This is a genomic window from Nocardia canadensis (genome assembly GCF_032656385.1).
GTDB classification, from domain to species: domain Bacteria; phylum Actinomycetota; class Actinomycetes; order Mycobacteriales; family Mycobacteriaceae; genus Nocardia; species Nocardia canadensis.
This window is the reverse complement of record NZ_JAVCWB010000010.1, coordinates 736680-757389: the sequence shown is the minus strand read 5'-3', so window position 1 is coordinate 757389 and position 20710 is coordinate 736680. Positions and strand designations below refer to the sequence as shown.

The following is a 20710-nucleotide window of genomic DNA, read 5'->3' as shown; positions in this document are numbered from 1 at the left end:
GGCGCAGTCCGATCCAGCCGGCGGCGGCGCCGGAAGACAGCCGTTAGCCTGACCGGGTGATGGAGTTCGGGCCAGGGGCGAGCCTTGCGGGATACCGCATCGAACGCAGGCTCGGCGGCGGGGGCATGGGCGCGGTGTATCTGGCGCGACATCCCCGGCTGCCGCGCCGGGACGCGCTGAAGGTGCTCGACGCGCGGCTCGCGGTGGAACCGACCTTCCGCGCCCGCTTCGAGCGGGAGGCGGATCTGGCCGCGCGGCTGCGGCATCCGAACGTGGTGCAGATCTTCGACCGTGGCGTCGACGGCGACCGGTTGTGGATCGCCATGCAGTTCGTGGACGGCCTCGACGCGGCTCAGCTGCTGCGCCACGGCCTGGCGATCCTCACCCCCGAGCGGGCGGTGCGGATCGTCGCCGAGGCGGCCAAGGGTCTGGACTACGCGCACCGGCAGGGGCTGCTGCATCGCGACATCAAGCCGGCGAACCTGCTGATCGCCCGCACCGACGACGGCGCCGACGAGGTGCTGGTCACCGATTTCGGGATCGCCCGCAGCATGGGCGAGACGACCAGCCTCACCTCGGCAGGCTCGGTGCTCGGCACCCTGGCCTACGCGGCGCCCGAGCAGCTCGAAGGCGAACCGCTCGACGTCCGCACCGATGTGTACGCGCTCGGCGGCACCCTCTACGAGCTGCTCACCGGCTTCGTGCCGTTCCAGCGCGACAGCCCGGCCGCGATGATCAGCGCGCACCTGATCGAAGCGCCGCCACGTCCGTCGGCGGGCAACCCGGCGCTGCCGCCCGCCATGGACGCGGTGATCGCGCGGGCCATGGCGAAGAATCCGCGCGACCGGTTCGCTTCGTGCGGCGAGCTCGCCGACGCGGCGGTCGCGGCGCTGGCGGGCACCATGCCGGACACCGCGCTGTCGGCCCAGACGCTGGTGTCCCGGTCGGCCGAGCTGCCGGGACCCGCGGACAGGCCCCGGTCGCGGACACGGTCGATCCTGGTCGGCGTCGGCGCGGCCGCCGCCGTCGCCGGACTTACCGCGATCGCCGTGCTCACCGCCAAAGATTTTGTCTCGCCCGGTAATTCGAACGCGCCGGGACCGGCACAGGCGGCGCAGATCGGCGCGGTTCCCGACAGCCCGACCGCGGCGACGGTGCTGCGGCCCTGGCTCGACGACGTCCGCGCCGGTGACATCGCCGCGTTGATCCGCAAGTGCTGGACCCAGTCGCCGGTCGAGATCCCCCGGATGTACGGCGACGTGGAACAGATCACCGACGCGGTGCGCCGCCCCGGCGTCCTCGGCCAGTTCGGTCCGTACTGGCAGAACGACGTGCTGAAGGTGAGCCTGCGCCCCAGCGAGTTGCGGTCCGGCTACGGCTGCCCGATCGTCAGCGACCGGTCGGCGACGCGGCTCACCGACGAACAGGCCCGCTACACCGCCGAGCGGTATCTGAGCCGGGTGGTCGGGTATCCGGTGAATCCGGCCGACGTGGAACCCGACTATCCGCTGCTGTGCACCGGCGCCCAGCTGGGCACCGCGTTGTCGGGGGCGAAGCGCTTCGACGACAAGGCGCTCACGGTGCGTGGCTCGACCGGTTCGGCCGTCACCGTCAGCGCGCCGGTGACCAGCGCCGATGGCGTCTCGAAGCAGGTGTATCTCACCCTCGACCACGGCACCGACGGATTCTGTGTCTCCCGCGTCGACGCGACCGGGTGAGCGCGCGCGCCGAAGAGAACTGCGTCACATCGGTTTTCGATATGCCCCTCGGATCGGGGGCGCGCTATGCTGCCCGGCAGGATCCGTCCGCAGGCTGTCTCGCCGCGGCCGGATGGAGTGGGGAGCGGCTCGGCCGCACAACGGAAAGGTCCGAACACGATCATGCGTGGCGTAACTGTGGGAGGGGCGCAGGAGCGCCGACACCGCACGAGCAGACTCCTGGCGAGTGCCGCGGTGGCCGCGTTGCTGCCGTTCGGCGCGTCGGTGGCCACGGTCGCTCCGGCGGCAGCCGACGCCGACCCGGCGGCGATCGACTTCCCGGTCGACTCCTCGATGGGCACCATCAACACCCGCATCCTGCGGGCGGCCGACGGCAACACCGACCGGGTGGTCTACCTGCTCGACGGTGAACGCGCCGAGGACGACCTGAACGGCTGGGAGAAGCACACCTCCATCCCCGCCCAGATCGCCAAGTTCAACATCAACGTGGTGATGCCGGTCGGCGGTCAGTCCAGCTTCTACGCCGACTGGGACCAGCCGAGCAGCTTCAACGGCGTCAACCCCGACGGGTCCCTGCTGCCCAGCGCCGACTCCGGTTCGGCCATCGGCGGCTGGGAGGACACCCAGGGCAAGACCAACACCTATCAGTGGGAAACCTTCATCACCAAGACCCTGCCGGACGCGCTGAAGTCCCGGCTGGGCTTCAGCAACAGCCGCAACGGCGTGGTCGGGCTGTCCAGCGGTGGCAGCGCGGCACTGTTGATGGCGGCCTACCACCCCGAGCAGTTCACCTACGCCGGCTCGCTGTCGGGCTACCTGCACATGTCCATGCCGGGCATGCGTGAGGCGCTGGCCGGCGCGATGATCGCCAGTGGTGGCTACAACATCGAGGCGATGGCGCCCGCGGGCAGCGAGAAGTGGAAGCGGATGGACCCCTACGGGTTCGCCGAGAAACTGATCGCCAACAACACCCGCCTCTACATCTCCGCGGGCAGCGCCAAGCCGGCCGATCAGGACCTGTCCTCGATCGACGCGATCACCCAGGGCATGCCGCTCGAGGCGATCGCGCTGGCCAACACCCGCTCGTTCGAGAAGCGGCTCACCGCACTGGGATACACCAACGTCAGCTACGACTTCCCCGACATCGGCATCCACAACTGGGGCACCTGGGAGCAGGTCGCCATCCGGTTGATGCCGGACATGGCGCGCAATATCGGCAAGCCGCTGCCCGCCGGTGCGCCGCCCGCCGGTGGGGAGCCGCCGGCCGGTGCGCCGGGGCAGCCGCCCGCCGGTGGCCAGCCGCCCGCGGGTGAGCCGCCGAAGTAGTCTTTCCTGCGCGAAACCGCCGTTGTCTCCATGGAGGCAACGGCGGTTTCTTTTTCACCGAATCAGCTTGTCCTGATGGGGCTTTCGTTCGTCCAGCCCCACCGGTCGTCGGCGCGGACCGTGATCTCCGCCGTCGGTGCGGCGATCAGGCGGGTGAGGCGCTGGAGTTCGCCCCAGTCCCTGGTCCAGTCCTCGGCGAGGTAAGCCGGGAGGGTGCGCGACTGCATGAGCAGCCCCGTCCAGCCCAGCGGGCCGCCGCCGGTGTCGCCCTGCCAGGTCTCGGAGACCTGCGCGTTGAGCTTGTCCGGCAGGATCCGCCAGATCGGCATCTCCGCGACACCGCTGCGGTGATCGAACGGCCGCTGGCACGGGAAGGCCAGTCCCACCTGGAAATCCCCGAGCACCGGAGCCGTGGTGCCGACCACGGTGTTCAGCGACGAGAGTTTCGGCAGGCGCGGGGGCGTGACCGCCAGCCACTGCATCGGATCGGGTTCGCCCGCCGCGGCGACGAGCCGGACCGCCGTGGTGCCGACGGGAATCTCGTCCAGGTCGATCGGCAGGTTCCGCCAGCCGGGCGCGCCGCCGACCGTGGGCGGGGTGAGTTCGCCGGTGGGCGTGACGGTTCCGTCGTCCGCGCGGCGTGCGAACTCGACCCGCAAGCGCTGTCCCGGCAGGGGGCTGCCGTCGGGGGCCACGGATTCGATGCGGCCCGCCACGGTGAGGATCAACACCCGGTACGCCGAATCCTGTTGTGCGGCAGCGAGGTCCAAGCGATACCACTGGGTGGTCAGCTGAGTGCGTTGGGGCGCGCCGGTGGAGTAGCTGCCCAGGACCGGGGTGCGTTCGGGGACGAGGCCGAACGGGAGGGCGACGGTGCTGCCGTTCACGCCGGGGGTGGCGCCGGGACCGCCCGCGGGCCCACCGGGACCGCCGGGTGCCGCGCCGCCTGGGTCTGCGCCTGAGCCGCCGGGCCCAGCTCCGCCGGGAGCTGCGCCACCCGGCCCCGAGCTGCCGCCCGGACCCGCGATGCCCGGTCCTGCGTCGCCAGGGCCGCCGGGGGTCGGACCCGAACCCGAAGGGGGCGCGGAGGATTGGCCGGGGCCCGGGTCGGGGGCGAGACTGCCGAGGCCGTTCGGGGTGAAGCCGATGTTCTCGGCGGACAGTCCGTCGGCGACGGTGCCGGTGTAGGGAGTCAGCAGCGAGTCGGCCGTATCGGTTTCCACCAGTACGGCGTCGGCCAGCGCGCAGGAGTCGCCGGTCATCGTCCGCAGATTCGACAGACCGACCGAATAGGCGGGGTACTGCGCGAGGGCCGCGGTAGCCAGCGATCCCACGTCGAACAGCACGATCGCCGCCGCGGCGACGGTGAGCGGCGCGATCACCGGCAGTCGGAATCGCCCGGCGGCCCTGGGCGTGCTCGCGGCCCCGGCATCGGTTCCGGGCAGCGTCGCGGGCTCGCCCGTGGATGCGGTGGCGGTGGCCGCGTCGTCGGCCGTTGGGTGCGGCGAGCCGGCAACGCTGGGTGTGGAGCTGCGCGAGCTCGTTTCGGTTCCTTCGGGCGCGGCACGGTAGTACTGCCACAGGGCGACCAGCAGGGTGAGGGCGGTGGCCACGAGGAAGAGGGTGGAGACCTCGATGCCGCCGACGGTCGGGGCCCGGTCCGGCCACGGGACGCCGTAGCCGGAGACGTACCAGTATCCGTTGGAGCCGGTGCAGCAGACGGCGAGCAGGAACAGCACCGCCGCCGCGAACACGGTGCGCAGGTAGGCCGCCCGAAGGACGCTGCGGCTCAGCGCGACAGCGGTCACCGCGGCCAGCGCGCCCGCCAGACCCGCGTAGACACCGAAGTGGTGGGTCCACTTGGTGGGGGTGAACATCATCAGAAGCAGGGCCAGGAAGGTCACCGCGAGCATGCGGGTGACCGGGCCACGGGCGGTGGACGGGATGCGCCCGCCGCGACGCAGGGTCACCAGGACACCGACGGCCAGGCACAGCAGCATGGCCAGCACGCCGAAGCGCCGGGCCAGCGAGCCGTCGGGATTCACCGAGAGCAGCGAATCCCAGCGGGTGCGTTCCTCGAACCAGGACATGTCGGGGCCGACCAGCTGGCGGACCCGGGTGGCCTCCAGCACCGTCGCGAAGGTCTGGTCGGCGAAGACGACGACGAGCACGAGTGTGCCCGCGGCGGCGATCGGCGCCAGCACCGCGGCGTAGCGCGGCAGCGCCGGTCCCGAGCCCGTCCTCGCGCGGGCGATGATCGTGCGCAGCACCGGCCGTGATCCGGCCAGCAGGGCGGCCAGGCAGATGAGACCGGTGGGACCGGCGGCGAGGGAGAACGCCGCGATCAGCACCGCGACGGCGGCGGGCAGCAGCCGGCGGGTGGCGATCGCCCGCTCCATCGAGCACCAGGTGAGCAGCGCGCCGACCGCGATCAGCGGTTCCGGGCGCAGGCCGTTGTTGTAGGGCAGCCACAGGGCCAGGAACAGCAGGGCGGCGCTCCAGCGGGCGGGTGCGCTCGCGGCGACGCGGGAACCCAGGCGTGGCAGCACTTCCCGGCTCAGCACCAGCCAGCACACCAGGGCGGCCAGCAGCGCGGGCACGCGCATCCACAGTCCGGCGTCGCTGATCCGGGTGAGCTGGGCGAGGACCTCGTAGGGCCAGCCGAACGGCGCCTCGGCGACCTGGAACCATCGGTAATAGTTGGCGGTGTAGCCGGCTTCCCTGGCGGCGCGCGCCATGGTCAGGATGTAGCCGTCGTCGGAGCTGTTCGCGCCGATCACATGCCAGACCATCAGCGTGCCCGCGACCGTCGCGTCCAGGCCGGTGACGCGCCACCAGCGCGCGGGCAGGACGCGTCGTGCGCGCCGCCGGTCGCGGATGTCACCGCGATGCAGGCAGATCAGCGCGATCAGCGTGCACAACACCGCACCGAGGATCGCCGCCAGCTTCCAGCCGCTCGGACTCGACGAGAACCGCGCATCGATCTCGGCGTGCAGGCGCGCATCGCCCGCCCGCGCCCGGTCCAGCTCGGTATAGACCCCGACCAGCTGCGGGCGCACATCGGCATCGATGGTGGTCCGCAGCGGCGACCCGTCGGGCTTTGTCAGCCCGGTGAGTTCGGCGGTCGTCCTCGTCGCCGTCGACACGACCGTCAATGCACCGCACCCGGCCGTCTGCCCGTTCTGCGGTGCGCCGCTCGGGTTTCCACCACCCGGCGCCCCGGCCGGTGGAGGTGTCGACCCGGTCGGTCCGTTCGTTGCGCCGGGGCCGGACCCGGAGGGAGCGCCGGACTGCGGAGCGTTGGGCACGGGTGCAGCAGGCCCGGTGGGTGTGCCCTGGCCGGTCGGTGTCGATCCGGCAGGCGCGTCGTTCTGCGAACCGGCTGCGGGTCCGGCCGGAGCATCCGACCGTGCTGCCCCGGGGGGTGGCGGTGTCGCGCCGGGGGGAGGCGAGGTGCCGGGTGGTGGGGCGGTGCCGGAAGGGGGAGTGCTGCCGGAGGGGTCGGTACCCGACGGTCGGCTCTCGGACGAGCCCGGTCCACCGCTGAGCGGCGCACCACCGGCGATCTCCGCCAGCGACGCGCTCAGCAGCAGTCGATCGCGCAGGACGACCGCGAGGGTGCGGCCGGTTTCCGGGCGGTCCTCGATCCGCGCCACCAGTCCCTTCGACCCCGCGCGCGGGGCCTGCGGCGGAACCGTCGCCAGCACCGTCGCCCCGGTCAGGTCCCGCAGTGCCGTGCACGGCACGCTGAGCTCCAGCGACAACGGCACATAGTCCACCAGCGGCGCGCTCAGCTGCATCGACTGCGGCTGCGGCCAGTCCAGGCTCGCCCGCTCCTGTCGCACCGGCAGCAGCGGAGCCGCCACCGCCAGCGCCACCCCGACGACCCCCGCAACGATCCCGACCATCCGCACCCGGCCGACACCGGAAGAATCTCCACCCACGACCGACGATGCTAGCCATATCCGGCCGCGTCGGGGTCGGTCAGTGGGGGCGGCGGAGTTCGGTGACGGCGAGGCGGGCGGCTTCGCCGATGGCGGCGTCGACGACGGGCAGGGTCGGGTCGGCGCGGGCGGCGCGGGTGAAAACCGCTACCGCGACGGGGGTTTCGCCGGGGAACTCGACGACGGCGACCTCGTTGCGGATGATGCCGATGGTGCCGGTCTTGCCCGCGACGACGACCCCGCGATGCGGGAAGGCGGCCGCGATCCGGTGCGGCCAGATCTGCCTGCTCATCACGGTACGAGTGAATTCGGTACTCGCCGTGGACAACACGTCGCCGCGCCAGAGCAGGCGCAGGAAGCGGGTCATCTCCTCGGGCGTGGTGGCGCTGGCGTAGGCGGGGTCGTAGGCCGAGACCGTCCAGGCCTCGTCGTTGTCGGCGAGCGCGGCGAAAGCCTCGGCGGTGGTGTGGGTGTCGGTATCGCGCACGAGACTGCGGTGCTGATCGGCGGTGCCGCCGAGGACGCGGGTCTCGGTGAGGCCGAGCGCGTCGACGAGATCGGTCACCGCGGCCAAGCCCAGTTCGCCGAGCAGCACGTCGGCGGCGGCGTTGTCGGACACCGTCATCATGGACGTGGCCAGGTCGCGGCGGCTCAGGGTGACCGGGTCGTGCAGCGCCGCGAGGCCGGTCGGGCCGGGGGTGCACTCGGCGGGGTCGACGGTGATCGGCGCGGTGGGGTCGAGCAGCCCGTCGTCGACCTGCCGGCAGAACGCGACGAACAGCAGCAGTTTGTACACCGACGCGGTGACCACCCGCTCACGGCCGCCGACCGACAGCTCGGCGGGGGAGTCGTCGCAGCGGCGGGCATGCAGCCATCCGGTGCAGCCCGCGTCGGCGAACACGGCGCGGATCCGGTCGGTGACGCTCATCGCAGGCGCTCGCGGTAGAGCACCCGGTCCAGGGCGTCGGCGTGGTCGGCGGCGTCGGGGCGGCGAATGATCCTGACCCGCAAAGCCACCGACTGTGGCGCGAGCGTCAGCCAGGCCACGCCCGGCGTCGGCGTGGGCGGGGTGGCGGTGAGGCCGAAACAGGTGCCCGCGGCGACCGCGGCCAGCACCGCGCGGTCGTCGGGCGCGCTGAGGGTGCCGGTGTCGAGGCCGCGCTCGCGCAGCAGGTCGAGCACGGTGTCGAAGGCGGGTGGATTGGCGCTGCGGGCGGGATGCGCGAACTGGAGTCCGGCGAGCATCGGGAAGGTGGGCCGCTCGGCGGTGGTGGTGCGGTGCTCGGCCGGAACCACCAGCCATCGGGGCAGTTTCACGACCGGACCGGCGTCGATGCCGTCGACCAGGGCCGGATGTTCGATCACGGCGACATCGCAGATCCCGGCCCGCACCTCGGCCGTGAGATCGACCGTCGTGCCGAGCGCGGTCGAGACGGTGCCGCCCGGGACCCGCAGCGCGGTGACGCAGGCGGCCACCAGCCGGTCCGGCAGCGCGGTCGTGGCGGCGAACCGCACGGTGCCGCTGCGCTGGGCGATCCGCTCCGATTCCGCGAGCAGCCGGTCGGCGTCGTCGACGAGCAGCCGGGCCCGCGGCAGCAACTGCCTGCCCGCGGCGGTGAGCATCGCGCCCTGGCTGGTGCGGTGGATCAGTTCGAGGTCGAGATGCTGTTCGAGCCGACGCAGCCCCTGGGACAGCGGCGGCTGCGTCATCTCCAGCGCGGCGGCCGCCCGCCCGAAGTGGCCCTCGTCGGCGACCGCGACGAAGAACCGGAGGTGTCGCAGCAGATCCATGTCGGCCATTGAACCAGCGTGCGCGGCACGGGCGCCCCGGATCCGGCGTCGGCGCTCGACCGTTCGTCCGCGCCGGTCGGCGGCGACCTGCGCCGATATCGATGCCGACTCGCCGGCGGCCGTGTCGGGTATTGGCCCGGGCGGTGGCGGCGGTGATGGGGTGCGGTGGTGACTTCCTTCGTGACCACCACCCTGCGCGGCCGCCTCGCCGCCGTCGCGCTGGCGATGACCGCCGTCGCCGTTCCGGCCTGTTCGAGCGCCGCCGAGACCACCACCCCCGCCGTCTCCTCGACCACGGCGGCCGCGCTCTCGTTCGCCGCGCTGGAGACGGAATACGGTGCGCGCCTGGGCCTGTCAGTGATCGACACCGGCACCGGCGGCACCGTCGCCTACCGCGCGGACGAGCGTTTCCCGATGGCTTCGACCTTCAAGGGTCTGGCCTGCGGCGCGCTGCTGCAGGCCCATCCGCTCGCGAGCGGCTACTTCGACCAGGTGATCCACTACACCGCCGCCGACATCGTCGTGAACTCCCCGGAGACCGAACGCCACATCGACACCGGCATGAGCGTCGCCGCGCTCTGCGACGCCGCGATCACCCAGTCCGACAACACCGCGGGCAACCTGCTGCTCCGTCTGCTCGGCGGCCCCGAGGGTTTCACCGCGTTCCTGCGCTCCCTCGGTGACACGGTGTCGCGCCTGGATCGCTGGGAACCCGAGCTCAATACCGCCATCCCCGGCGACGAACGTGACACCACCACGGCCGCCGCGCTGGCCGCCGACTATCGCGCCCTCGTCGTCGGCACCGCGCTGCCGGAGCCCGAGCGCGCGCAGCTCGCCGCCTGGCTGAAGGCCAGTACCACCGGCGCCAAGCGCATCAAGGCGGGACTGCCCGCGGACTGGATCGTCGGCGACAAGACCGGCAGCCCGGCCTACGGCTCCGCCCTCGACGTCGCCGTCGCGTGGCCGCCGGGGCGCGCGCCGCTCGTGCTCGCCGTGCTCACCACCAAGCCGGACCAGGACGCCGAGCCGGCCAACGCGCTGGTCGCCGAGGCGGCGAAAAGGGCGGTCGCGGAACTCGACTGACCTGCCCGCCCGCCGCCACCGGCCGCGCGCACCGCTCGGGATCGTCCCCGGCCGCCACGAACAACGCGGTGAGTACCAATTCCGGTGTCGAGCGCGGCCGATGGCGCCGCGATATCGGGAGCCGGCTCGGCGTCGCGGCGCCGAGTGAACCGGGCCTGCTCGTCGAGGTCGAGAACCTGCCGCCCGCGCCTGACGGTTCAGCTCGCGCCCGCGACGAGCACCGGTGTCCCGGCCGCGCGATAGCGGCCGGGGGCGGTGCCGAACGCGCGTTTGAACGCCTTGCCGAAGGCGTACTCGGAGCCGTAGCCGCTGCGCCGGGCCACCGTGGCCAGTGGGTGGTCGGTGTCGCGCAGCAGCCGGGCGGCGGTGAGCATCCGCCAGCGGGTGAGGTAGGTCAGCGGTGGCTCGCCGACCAGCTCGGCGAACCGGCGGGCGAAGGCGGCGCGGCTCAGACCCGCGGTGGCGCCGAGGGATTCGACGGTCCAGCCGTGCGCCGGGTCGTCGTGGATGGCGCGCAGGGATCGGGAGATGTCGGCGTCGGCGACGGCCGCGGCCCAGCCCGAGGACGTCGCGGCCTCGGCGAGATGGGCACGCAGCAGATACAGCAGCAGTAGATCCAGCAGCGGGGGAATCGCCGCGTCGGAGCCGGGGCCCGCGTCGGTGAGTTCGGCGGCGAGCAGTTCGACGGCCGACCGCAGCGCCGGGTGGGTGCCCAGCCGCGCCGGGGCGTGCACCACCTCGGGCAGCTCGGTCAGCAGCGGATGGGTGCGGTCGACGGCGAGGTGATACGAACCGCACAGCAGCGTCGCGGGCGCGCCCGGTCCGTCGACGAACCGGACATCGCCCGGTCCGGCCGTCTCGGTGATCGGGCTGTCGAGCTGGTCGAGCAGATCGTGGGCGATGCCGCGCGGCAGGAACACCGCGTCGCCGGTGCCGAGCGCGATCGGTTCCACGCCGGGCCGGGTCAACCAGCACGAGCCCTGCAGGACGACGTGGAAGCCGGCGCCGTCGATGTGCGGATACCGACGGCCCCATGGCGCGTTCCGCACGAACATGCCGGAGGCGGGGGTGCCGGTCCGCGCGGTGGCGAGGACGTCGCTGAGCAGATCCATGTCGTAAACCCTACGCTGCGAGACGATTGGATATCTCCTGAAGATTCTGGATGATTTTCTGTCTCATCATCGCTGCATAGTCTGAGTTCATCATCCCGATGAACAAGGAGAACGACATGAAGATCGCCGTCTACGGAGCCACCGGACACGTCGGCCGATTCGCGGTGGACGAGCTGCGCGGGCGTGGCATCGACCCGGTGGTGGTCGGTCGCGACGCCGGGCGGCTCGCCGAGGTCGGCGGGGTGATCCGGGTGGCCGCCGCCGACGATCACACCGCCCTGGTCGAGGCGTTCACCGGGATCGACGTCGTGATCAGTACCCTGCCCGACTACACCGGCAACGGAGCCGGCGTGCTGCGCGCCGCCATCGCGGCCGGTGCCCACTACGTCGACGTCGCGGGCGAACAGCTCTTCGTCGAGCGGGTGTTCACCGAGTACGGCCCGCTCGCGGCCGCGGCCGGAGTCACCCTCGCCACCGCGACCACCGAGGCCGGCATCTTCGGCGATCTGCTCGCCCACCTCGGAGCGCAGCGGCTCGGCGGGGCCGACGAGATCGTGCTGAGTCATGTCGCGCTGCCGGGCGGGGAGGGCTCGCGCGGCAGCATGCGCACGGTGCTGCGGAATCTGGACGTCTTCACCAGCGGTGGGCTGTCGTGGTCCGACGGCGAGTTCCGCACCGGCTCCCAGGCGCGCCGCGCCACCTTCCTGCTGCCCGGCGCCACCGAACCCATTGCGGTGCGGAAGTTCCCGCAGCCGTCGGTGGTGACGATCCCGCGGCACACGACGGCGGGATCGGTGGAGGGCGTGCTGGCGACGTCGATCTTCGAGATCATCGGCACCGTCACCGAGGACGATCTGGCGGCCGCGCCGGAAACGCCGTCGGCGCCCGCCGCGTACTCGGTGGTCGTCGACGTCCACCACGCCGGGCGCACCCTGCGCGGCATCGGCAGCGGACCCGACGCCTACCGCAACAGCGCTCAGCTCGCGGTCGAGGTCGCCACCCGGCTCGCCGCGGGCGCGGGCACGCCGGGCGCGCTGGCGCCCGCCGAGCTGTTCGAGCCGGCCGAATTCCTCGACGCGCTGTCGGCCTTCGGCATGAGCTGGACCCTCGGATGACCTGGCTCGCCCGCCGCCTCGGGCTGCTCGTCACCGCGCTGACCACGCTGACCCTGGTGGCGTGCGGTGTCGAGGCGACCCCGCCGGACTGGTCGGGCGCGTGGGCGGCCGCCGCCCAGCATCCGGCCACCGCGGTGACGCCGAACTGGTCGGCGGCGGGCTTCGCCGATCAGACCGTCCGCCAGGTGGTTCGGCTCACCGACGGTGGTCCGCGGGTGCGGGTCCGGCTGTCGAACAGATACGGCACGGCACCGCTGGCTGTCGCGGGCGCGACGGTCGCCCGCAGCGCGGGCGGTGCCGCCGTGCACCCGGAGACGGTGCGACCGCTGACGGTCACCGGCGCGGGGTCGTTCGAGATCGCGCCGGGCGCCGAGGTCTCCAGCGATGCCGTGACCACCTCGGTCGCGGCGGGCGAGGCGCTCGCGGTGACGCTGTACTTCGCCACGCCCACCGGCCCCGCCACCCAACACGCCCAGGCGGCCGCGACGAGTTACCGCGCGACGGGTGAGCACACCGCCGACCCGACCGCCGCGGCGTTCACCGAGACGTCCCAGTCCTGGTACTTCCTGGTCGGCGTCGACACCGTTCGGAGCGACCGGCCTCGCGATGTCACGGTGGCCTTCGGCGATTCGATCACCGACGGCTACCGCTCCGGTGTCGACGCCGATCAGCGCTATCCCGACCACCTCGCCCGCTACCTCGCCGCCGAGGGCCGCCGGCGGCCCGTCGTGAACGCGGGGATCAGCGGCAACCGGTTGCTCACCGATTCGACCGTGCTGGGCGACAGCGGGCTCACCCGGTTCCGCCGGGACGTGCTCGACCAGCCGGGCGTCGGCACGGTCGTGGTGCTGATCGGCATCAACGACATCGGCCTGGCCGGATCGACGGGTCCGGACGGTCAGGTGTCCCCACAGGTTTCGGTCGAGCAGCTCGTCGCGGGGTATCGCGAACTGGTCGCCGCGGCCAGGGCGGCGGGGGTGCGCGTCGTCGGCGCCACGCTGCTGCCGTTCGCCGGGTCGCCGTACTACTCGGCCGACCGCGACCGTCTCCGGTCCGAGGTGAACAGCTGGATCAGATCACCCGGCGCCTTCGACGCGGTGGCCGATCTCGACCGGGCGATGGCCGCGCCCGGCGACCCGACCCGGCTCGCCGACGCGCTCGACAGCGGTGATCACCTGCATCCCAACGATTCCGGTTACGGCGTGACGGCCGCCACGATCGGTGCGGCGATCCCGGCATGACCGCAGGTCGGAGGGTGGGGGACATCCCGATTCGGTAACGAATCGCAGTCGAACTCGTGATGAACCCTCGCCGCTCGAGTGGCAGGCGGGGCGAGGGCTCGATATGCTCGCCTGCGTTATCGAAACGGGCTGTCGTGCTGCGTGTTCGGTGTGCCGATTGGTGGTTGGGGGCCTGTGAGTACTGCGGAAGTCGGGCCGATGGCGCAGTCGACGGCTGTGTCGCCGGGGGAGCGTACCGCTCGCGGGGAGGCCGCGGGAGCCGCCGGTTACGTCGTCCTCGGGGCCGGGGTGGTGCTGGCCGCGATCGCCGTGGTGGTCGCCGTGTTCACACCGCCCGCCCTCGGGATTCCGGTTCTCGCCGCGACCCTGGCCGTCGCCCTGATCGCCTGCCCCGCGGTGTTCGTCGCCCTGCGCCAGCGCGCGCGGGCCCGGGCCGCGACGGCCGCCGCCGCCCGGGCCGAACAGCAGCTGGCCGCGGCCGTCGCCGAGGCGACCCAGCGGATCACCACCGCCGAGGACCACGCGACGCACTACGCCTGGGAGGCACAGGAGAACGGTCGCCGTGGCGCCGCCGCGCTGGCCGCCTTCGCCGGCGCCGCGGGCCGCATCCAGGCGATGACCACCTCGATGCTGGCCGAGCTGCGCGAGATGGAACACCGCCACGCCGACCCGCGCGTGCTCACCGACCTGCTCCACATCGACCACCGCACCGCGCAGACCGGACGCCTCGCCGACAGCATCGCGGTGCTCAGCGGTGCTCGCACCGGTCGCCGGTGGGCCAAACCGATTGCGATGGAATCGATCCTGCGTGGCGCGATGGGTCGCGTCGCCGGGTACCAGCGCGTGCGGCTGCGCGCCGTCGCCGACGTCGGTATCGCCGGACACGCCGCCGAGGGCGTGATGCACACCCTGGCCGAACTGCTCGACAACGCCTGCAACTTCTCCCCGCCGACCACCGAGGTGCACGTCTACGCCGCGGAAGTGCCCGCGGGCGTGGTGATCACGATCGAGGACAGCGGCCTGGTGATGAGCGACTCGGCGCTGCGCCGGGCCGAGGCCGCGGTCAGCGGGCGCGACCACAAGGGCAAGGGCGCCGACCTGGCCTCGCTGTCGGGCACCCGGCTCGGTCTGGCCGTGGTCGGCCATCTGGCCCGCAAACACGAACTCACCGTGTCGTATCGGCCGTCGGCGATCGGCGGCACCGCGGTGGTCGTGGTCGTCCCACGTGAGCTCACCGCCCGCGCCGAACGCCGCGGTCGCGCCCCGCTCGCCGCGCCGACCCCGCGTCGCACCGAACCCCAGCTCACCACCCTCGGCCAGTTCGACGCACCCACCCCGCGAGCCCAGCACGCCAGGACCACCGACGAATCGGGCTGGGCCGAGACCGTCGGCCAGCAGACCCGCCAGGCCCCGGCCGAGGCGCCGACGCCCACGGTGTCCACCTCACCCGCCCTGCCCAAGCGACGCAGGGGCGACACCCTGGCCAAAGTCCATCCCGACGGCCTGGCCGGGACCCCGGTCGCCGACACCGCACCGGCCAAACCGGCCGCGCTCGGCGCGTTCCAGCGGTCCGCGCCCGGTCGCGGGGCGGATCAGTCAGGCCAGCACCCAGGCAGCGCCGCCACTGCTCCCGACCCCATGGAGGACCGATGACCACCACCGCCCCGACGAATCTCGGCTGGCTGCTCGAGAAACTGCTCGCCCGCACCCCACGCACCCGGCACGCGCTGCTGCTGTCCGGGGACGGCCTGAAGATCTGCCACACACCGGAACTCGACGTCGACCGCGCCGATCAGCTGGCCGCGATCGCCGCCGGGTTCCAGAGCCTGTCGCACGGGGCTTCCGTCGAGTTCGGTGACGGGCGTGGCGGTGTTCGCCAGTCGATGACCGAGTTCTACGGCGGCATCCTGTTCGTGGTCGAGGCGGGGCGCGGCGCGCACTTAGCGGTGGTGGCCGCCGAGGACGCCGACGCGGGGCTGGTCGGGCACACCATGCACGAGCTGGTCGAACAGCTCGGCGAGCATATGGCCGCCCAGCCCAGACGCGGAGCGCCGAATTGAGCAGGTCGGTCCGCGACGAGGATCCGGACCGGTTCTACACCCTGACCGGCGGTCGGGCCCCGGCCACCGAGGACTTCGACCTGGTCACCCTGGTGGTCAGCGAATCGGCGCCGTCGGCGGGGATGACCTCCGAGCAGGTCGCGATCCTGGACATGTGCCGGGCGCCGACCGCGGTCGTGGAGATCGCGGCGGAACTGCGCCTGCCCGTCGGCGTCGCCACGGTGCTGCTGGGGGACCTGTTGCACGCGGGGAAGATCACCGTTCGGCCACCGTTGTCGGTGGCGATGTCGCTGGATGCTTCCACCCTCGAGAAGGTGCTCGTTGGACTTCGCAAGCTCTGAATCCGCGCCGGAGCGGGCCATGGCGCCGCTGCACAGCACGGCCAAACACGGGTTGAAGATCGTCGTCATCGGCGGATTCGGCGTCGGTAAGACGACCCTGGTGCGGTCGGTGAGCGAGATCAGGCCGCTCGACACCGAGGCGACGATGACCGACGTCGGTGTCGGGATCGACGACGCCACCGGGGTTCCCGGCAAGTCGACCACCACGGTGGCCTTCGACTTCGGCCGGATCACCCTCGACGACGAGCACGTGCTGTATCTGTTCGGCGCGCCCGGCCAGCAGCGGTTCTGGTTCCTGTGGGATCGGCTGTTCACCGGCGCGCTCGGCGCGATCGTGCTGGTCGATCAGCGCCGGATCGCCGACTCCTGGTACGCGATCGACCGGCTCGAGCATCAGGGCACCCCGTTCGTGGTGGCCTGCAACGACTTCGGTGACGCGCACGAGCCGCAGGAGGTGCGCGACGCGCTCGACCTCGATCCCGCGGTACCGCTGCTGATGTGTGACGCGCGCTCGCGCGAATCGAGCAAACAGGTGCTGATCGCCCTGGTCGAGCACCTGTATTCCGCTGTCCCGCAGGGGGAGACCGTCTGATGAGCACACCCACCGGCACCGGTGCCTGCCCGATCACCGGCGCGGTGCCGTTGAGCGGCCCCGAATTCCACATCGAACCGCACGAGGTCTACCGCCGGATGCGGCGCGACCACGGTCCGGTGGTCTCGGTCGAGCTGCCCGGCGGGTTCCCGGCCTGGCTGGTCATCGGCTATCGCGAACTGCACCAGGTGACCAGCGATCCGCTGCTGTTCCCGCGCGATGTCTCGCTGTGGAACCAGTGGGGCCGGGTGCCCGAGGACTGGCCGCTGCTGCCGATGGTCGGTCGGCCGATGCCCTCGATCTACTTCACCGCGGGCGCCGAGCATCGCCGGCATCTGGCGATGGTGGAGCCCGCGCTCGACGCGGTCGACCACTTCGAATTGCGCCGGGCCTGTGAGGAACTCGCCGATCGCCTGGTCGACGGGTTCTGCGGCCGTGGCAGCGCGGACCTGGTGGCCGAGTTCGCCGAGCCGCTGCCGGTGCTGGCGCTGGGCCGCATCCTCGGCCTGCCCGACAGCGACGCCGCCGACCTCGCCCTGACGATGAAACTGCTCGCCGACGGTGGCGCGGACGCCCAGGCCGGGCACGCCCGCTTCGGCGAGCACATGGCCCGGCTGGTCGCGGCCAAGCGCGCGCGGCCCGCCGGCGATCTGGTGTCGCTGATGCTGGCCGATCCGGAGCCGTTCACCGACGAGGAGTACATCAACGACCTGATGGCGATCACCGCCGCCGGTCACCTCACCACGGCCGACTGGCTGGGCAGCTCCATGCGCCTGATGCTCGTCGACGACCGGTTCGCCGCGGCGCTCGGCGGCGGCAGGCGCAGTGTCGGCCAGGCCATGAACGAGGTGCTCTGGGAAGAGGGCCCCACCTCGATCCTGGCCGGGCGCTGGGCCGCGCGCGACACCCGCCTGGCCGACCAGACCATCCGCGCGGGCGACATGCTGTTGCTCGGGCTGGCCGCGGCCAATCTCGACCCGCACATCCGCCAGTCGTTCACCGACGGTGACACGGTGCCGACCGGCAACAACGCGCACTTCGCGTTCAGCTACGGCGAATACCGCTGCCCCTTCCCGGCGCAGCAGATCGCCGAGATCATCGCCAGGACCGGGATCGAGGTGCTGCTCGACCGGCTCCCCGATGTCGACCTGGCGGTTCCCGCCGAGCAACTCACCCGGCGACCTTCGGCTTTCCTTCGGGGCATGACCGCACTGCCCGTTCGTTTCACACCAGTTAGACCCGTCGGAGGTTCGTCGTGAGTTCCCAGTGCCCCTTTGCCATCGACCCCATGGTCGGTGACCTCAACGGCGAGACCGCCCGACTGCGCGCCGAAGGTCCGCTCGCCCGGATCGACCTGCTCGGTGTGCCCGCCTGGACCGTCACCGACCACGCGGTCGCCCGTCAGCTGACCACCGACAGCCGCCTGGTCAAGGACATCCACGCGTGGAAGCTGTGGACCGACGGCGTGGTGACCAACCAGTGGCCACTGATCGGCATGGTCGATGTCGACCGGTCGATGTTCAATGTCGACGGCGCCGAGCACCGCAGGCTGCGGCTCAAGACCGCGCAGGCGCTGGCGCCGCGTCGGCTCGAGGAACTGCGGCCGGTGATCGAGCGGCTCACCCTCGAACTGCTCGACGACCTCGCGGCCGCGGGCGCCGACGGCGCGCCGGTGGACCTCAAGTCGGTCTTCGCCTACCCGCTGCCGATGCGCGTGGTCGGCGACCTGATGGGCGTCGCGCGCGAGGACCACGCGCAGCTGCTCGACTGGTACAAGAAGTTCTTCTCGGTGATGACCCCGCAGGACGAGCGCCTGCGCGTGATCGGCGAGCTCGACGTGTACTTCACCGATCAGGTGCGCCAGAAGATCGCGAACCCGGGCGACGATCTGACCTCGGCGTTCGTCGTCGCCGACGAGGAGGGCGGCGAGCCGCTCACCGAGGAGGAGGCGATCGGCAACATCAAGGCGCTCGTCGCCGCTGGGCACGAGACCACCGTCAGCCTGATCGTCAACACCGTGCGCGCACTGCTCAACGAGCCCGAGCAGTTGGCGAAAGTCCTGGCGGGCGACGTGGAGTGGAAGCAGGTCATCGAGGAGTCGCTGCGCTGGGACGGGCCGGTCTCGCACCTGCTGATGCGCTTCGCCACCGAGGACATCACCGTCGGCGACACCGTGATCGCCAAGGGCGAGGGCGTGGTGATGTCCTACCGCGCCATCGGCCGCGACACCGCGGTGCACGGCGAGACCGCCGACGAGTTCGACGTGACCCGCCCGACCGCCAACCGCCACCTGGCCTTCGGCTACGGCCCGCACATCTGCCCGGGCGCCGCGCTGTCGCGGCTGGAGGCCGCGATCGCGCTGCCCGCGTTGTTCGCCCGCTTCCCGCAGCTGCGGCTGGCCGTGCCCGACAGCGAGCTCGGCAATCTGCCGGTGCTCACGCAGAACGATCTGGCCGCGTTGCCGATCATCCTGAACTGACCGGCGTCGCGTCGCGCCCGGTGGACTTGCGCCGGGCGCGACGCACTATCTCATGGCGCCGACCTACAGGCCGAGATCGCGGCCGATGAGTTCCTTCATGATCTCGTTGGAGCCCGCCCAGATCTTGGTGACCCTGGCGTCCATCCATGCCCGCGCGACCCGGTACTCGCGCATGTAGCCGTAGCCGCCGTGCAGCTGCACGCAGGCGTCGAGCACCTCGTTCTGCACCTGGGCCGACCACCACTTCGCCTTCGCGGCGTCGACCGCGGACAGCGCGCCCGCGGCGTGCGCGGCGATGCCCTGGTCGACGAACGCCTGCGTCACTTCGACTTTGGTGACCAGTTCGGCGAAGAGGAACTTGTTGTACTGGAAGCTGCCGATCTGCTGCCCGAACGCCTTGCGCTCCTTGGCGTAGGCCAGCGTCTCGTCCAGGATCGCCGCGGCGTGGGCGATATTGGAGATCGCGGCGCCGATGCGTTCCTGCGGCAGCCGTTCCATCATCGAGATGAAGCCGCGGTCGGTCTCCCCGAGCCGGTTGGCGTCGGGCACCCGCACGTTGTCGAAGAACAGCTCGGCGGTGTCGGATTCGGGCTGGCCCACCTTGTCGAGCTTGCGGCCCCGGGTGAAGCCCGCCATACCGTTCTCCACCACGAACAGCGTGATGCCCTTGGCCTTCTTCTCCGGGCTGGTGCGGGCGGCGACGATGACCAGGTCGGCGTTGAAACCGTTGGTGATGAACGTCTTCGAGCCGTTGATGATCCAGTCGTCGCCGTCGCGTACGGCGGTGGTCTTGAGCGCCGCCAGGTCCGAGCCGCCCGAGGGCTCGGTCATGCCGATCGCGGTGATGATCTCGCCGGTGCAGAACTTGGGCAGCCAGCGCCGCTTCTGCTCGTCGGTGGTCAGTTCCACCAGGTAGGGCGCGCACACGTCGTAGTGGATGCCGAACGAGGACGACAGCGCCGCACCGGCTTTGGCCAGTTCCTCGCCGAGCACCGCGGCGAACCGGTAGTCGCCTGCGTCGCTGCCGCCGAACTCCTCCGGCACGCCGAGTCCGAGGTAGCCGAGTTCACCGGCGGCCAGCCAGGTGTCGCGGTCGATCGCGCGTTCCTCGGCGAAGCGTTCGGCGTTGGGCTCGATCGACCGCTTGACGAATTCGGCGACGGAGGCGCGAAACGCCTCGTGGTCCTCGGAGTAGATGGTGCGCTGCATGGTTTTCCTTTCGGTTCCTACTGTTCGGGCCGTTCGCCCAGCAGAACCAGCGACGCCTGGACCACCTTGGCCGCGTCGGGTTCCTCGCCGCTGATCACGTCGGCGTAGATGAAGGTCTCGGTGATCCGCGCCAGCAGCAGGGCCAGTTCCGGCACCGGCAGCGGCGGATCGAGCTCGCCCGCCGAGATCGCCTCGGTGAGCAGGCCGGCGATGACGTCGACGAAGCGGCGCTGCACGGAACCGGCCCGGGTGGTGAGCAGGCGCAGCGCGCGTTCGGGTTCGCGGCGCAGGAACTGGCGGAAGGCGTCGGAGGTGTTGACCGCCTCGGCGAAATCGCCCAGTACACCGGCGATCCGGCGCGCACCCCGCTCGGTGTTGGCGGCCACGGCGCGGCGCAGGGTCGGATCGGCCACCGACCAGATCACCTCGGCCAGCAGCTCGTCGCGGCCGCCGACCCAGCGGAACAGGGTGGCCCGGTTGACGCCGAGCTCGTCGGCGAGCTCCTTCATCTCGAGCCTGCGGCCGGCGAGGAAGCCGGATCGGGCCGCCTTGAACGCGGTGATGGCGTCGGGCCGGGCGGCGAGGTCGTCGAGCCGCCTGCCCAGTGCGGTCTGTTCGGTCACGTCACCTCCTGGTGCAACATCTCCCACAGTGTATGGACGGTGCAACGTCTGTCAATGTGTTGCACGAGGCCGGGCA

The 20710-nt window shown here is 71.8% G+C and carries 17 protein-coding genes; 11 read left to right on the top strand and 6 right to left on the bottom strand.

The features are described 5' to 3' along the window. The first annotated feature begins 59 nt into the window (after positions 1-59). The gene (locus tag Q7X29_RS26975) at positions 60-1718 is read left to right on the top strand and encodes a serine/threonine-protein kinase (RefSeq protein ID WP_316576348.1); all 1659 of its coding nucleotides are present in this window, start codon (positions 60-62) and stop codon (positions 1716-1718) included. A gap of 162 nt (positions 1719-1880) precedes the next feature. After that, on the top strand, positions 1881-3044 hold the full coding sequence (locus Q7X29_RS26970) for an alpha/beta hydrolase (protein ID WP_255587472.1): 1164 nt from the start codon (positions 1881-1883) through the stop codon (positions 3042-3044). A 62-nt stretch (positions 3045-3106) separates the two neighbouring features. Here Q7X29_RS26970 and Q7X29_RS26965 read toward each other — a convergent pair whose 3' ends face one another. The 3 genes from Q7X29_RS26965 to Q7X29_RS26955 are packed head-to-tail and all read right to left on the bottom strand — an operon-like array spanning position 3107 to position 8788. Then, positions 3107-6988, bottom strand: coding sequence for an arabinosyltransferase domain-containing protein (locus Q7X29_RS26965; RefSeq protein WP_316575744.1), 3882 nt, complete (start codon positions 6986-6988; stop codon positions 3107-3109). A gap of 40 nt (positions 6989-7028) precedes the next feature. Then, complete coding sequence (locus Q7X29_RS26960) at positions 7029-7916, bottom strand: serine hydrolase (protein ID WP_218716989.1); 888 nt, start codon at positions 7914-7916, stop codon at positions 7029-7031. Next, the gene (locus Q7X29_RS26955; protein ID WP_218716990.1) at positions 7913-8788 is read right to left on the bottom strand and encodes a LysR family transcriptional regulator; all 876 of its coding nucleotides are present in this window, start codon (positions 8786-8788) and stop codon (positions 7913-7915) included. Before Q7X29_RS26955 ends, Q7X29_RS26960 begins: the two co-directional genes overlap by 4 nt. 216 nt (positions 8789-9004) lie before the next feature. Here Q7X29_RS26955 and bla point away from each other — a divergent pair, with 216 nt between their 5' ends. Continuing rightward, positions 9005-9862 carry a class A beta-lactamase gene (bla, locus tag Q7X29_RS26950; protein ID WP_316576347.1) on the top strand — a complete coding sequence of 286 codons (858 nt, stop codon included), beginning with the start codon at positions 9005-9007 and terminating at the stop codon, positions 9860-9862. Between the two features lie 197 nt (positions 9863-10059). Here the strand turns inward: bla and Q7X29_RS26945 are convergent, their stop codons facing one another. Next, positions 10060-10974, bottom strand: coding sequence for an AraC family transcriptional regulator (locus tag Q7X29_RS26945; RefSeq protein WP_218716991.1), 915 nt, complete (start codon positions 10972-10974; stop codon positions 10060-10062). 116 nt (positions 10975-11090) lie between these two features. On the opposite strand from Q7X29_RS26945, the gene Q7X29_RS26940 reads away from it, so the two are divergent. The 8 genes from Q7X29_RS26940 (at position 11091) to Q7X29_RS26905 (ending at position 18802) form a co-directional block, all read left to right on the top strand. Further along, on the top strand, positions 11091-12089 hold the full coding sequence (locus Q7X29_RS26940) for a saccharopine dehydrogenase NADP-binding domain-containing protein (RefSeq protein ID WP_316575743.1): 999 nt from the start codon (positions 11091-11093) through the stop codon (positions 12087-12089). Further along, complete coding sequence (locus Q7X29_RS26935; RefSeq protein ID WP_316575742.1) at positions 12086-13330, top strand: GDSL-type esterase/lipase family protein; 1245 nt, start codon at positions 12086-12088, stop codon at positions 13328-13330. Before Q7X29_RS26940 ends, Q7X29_RS26935 begins: the two co-directional genes overlap by 4 nt. Before the next feature lie 174 nt (positions 13331-13504). Beyond that, positions 13505-14983: a sensor histidine kinase gene (locus Q7X29_RS26930; protein ID WP_308248391.1), complete on the top strand. Its 1479-nt coding sequence runs from the start codon at positions 13505-13507 to the stop codon at positions 14981-14983. Beyond that, positions 14980-15390 (top strand): roadblock/LC7 domain-containing protein, encoded by a 411-nt coding sequence (locus Q7X29_RS26925; RefSeq protein ID WP_218716994.1) that lies wholly within the window; start codon positions 14980-14982, stop codon positions 15388-15390. The genes Q7X29_RS26930 and Q7X29_RS26925 overlap by 4 nt, the downstream gene beginning before the upstream one ends. Further along, positions 15387-15731: a DUF742 domain-containing protein gene (locus Q7X29_RS26920; RefSeq protein ID WP_218716995.1), complete on the top strand. Its 345-nt coding sequence runs from the start codon at positions 15387-15389 to the stop codon at positions 15729-15731. Before Q7X29_RS26925 ends, Q7X29_RS26920 begins: the two co-directional genes overlap by 4 nt. A 19-nt stretch (positions 15732-15750) precedes the next feature. Continuing rightward, complete coding sequence (locus Q7X29_RS26915) at positions 15751-16323, top strand: GTP-binding protein (protein ID WP_316575741.1); 573 nt, start codon at positions 15751-15753, stop codon at positions 16321-16323. Then, the gene (locus tag Q7X29_RS26910) at positions 16323-17582 is read left to right on the top strand and encodes a cytochrome P450 (protein ID WP_316575740.1); all 1260 of its coding nucleotides are present in this window, start codon (positions 16323-16325) and stop codon (positions 17580-17582) included. The genes Q7X29_RS26915 and Q7X29_RS26910 overlap by 1 nt, the downstream gene beginning before the upstream one ends. Further along, complete coding sequence (locus Q7X29_RS26905) at positions 17579-18802, top strand: cytochrome P450 family protein (protein ID WP_308248392.1); 1224 nt, start codon at positions 17579-17581, stop codon at positions 18800-18802. The genes Q7X29_RS26910 and Q7X29_RS26905 overlap by 4 nt, the downstream gene beginning before the upstream one ends. A 63-nt stretch (positions 18803-18865) precedes the next feature. On the opposite strand, the gene Q7X29_RS26900 is transcribed toward Q7X29_RS26905, so the two are convergent. Beyond that, positions 18866-20011 (bottom strand): acyl-CoA dehydrogenase family protein, encoded by a 1146-nt coding sequence (locus Q7X29_RS26900; RefSeq protein ID WP_316575739.1) that lies wholly within the window; start codon positions 20009-20011, stop codon positions 18866-18868. Positions 20012-20028: 17 nt separating this feature from the next. Beyond that, positions 20029-20634: a QsdR family transcriptional regulator gene (locus Q7X29_RS26895; protein ID WP_218716999.1), complete on the bottom strand. Its 606-nt coding sequence runs from the start codon at positions 20632-20634 to the stop codon at positions 20029-20031. Positions 20635-20710 lie beyond the last annotated feature (76 nt).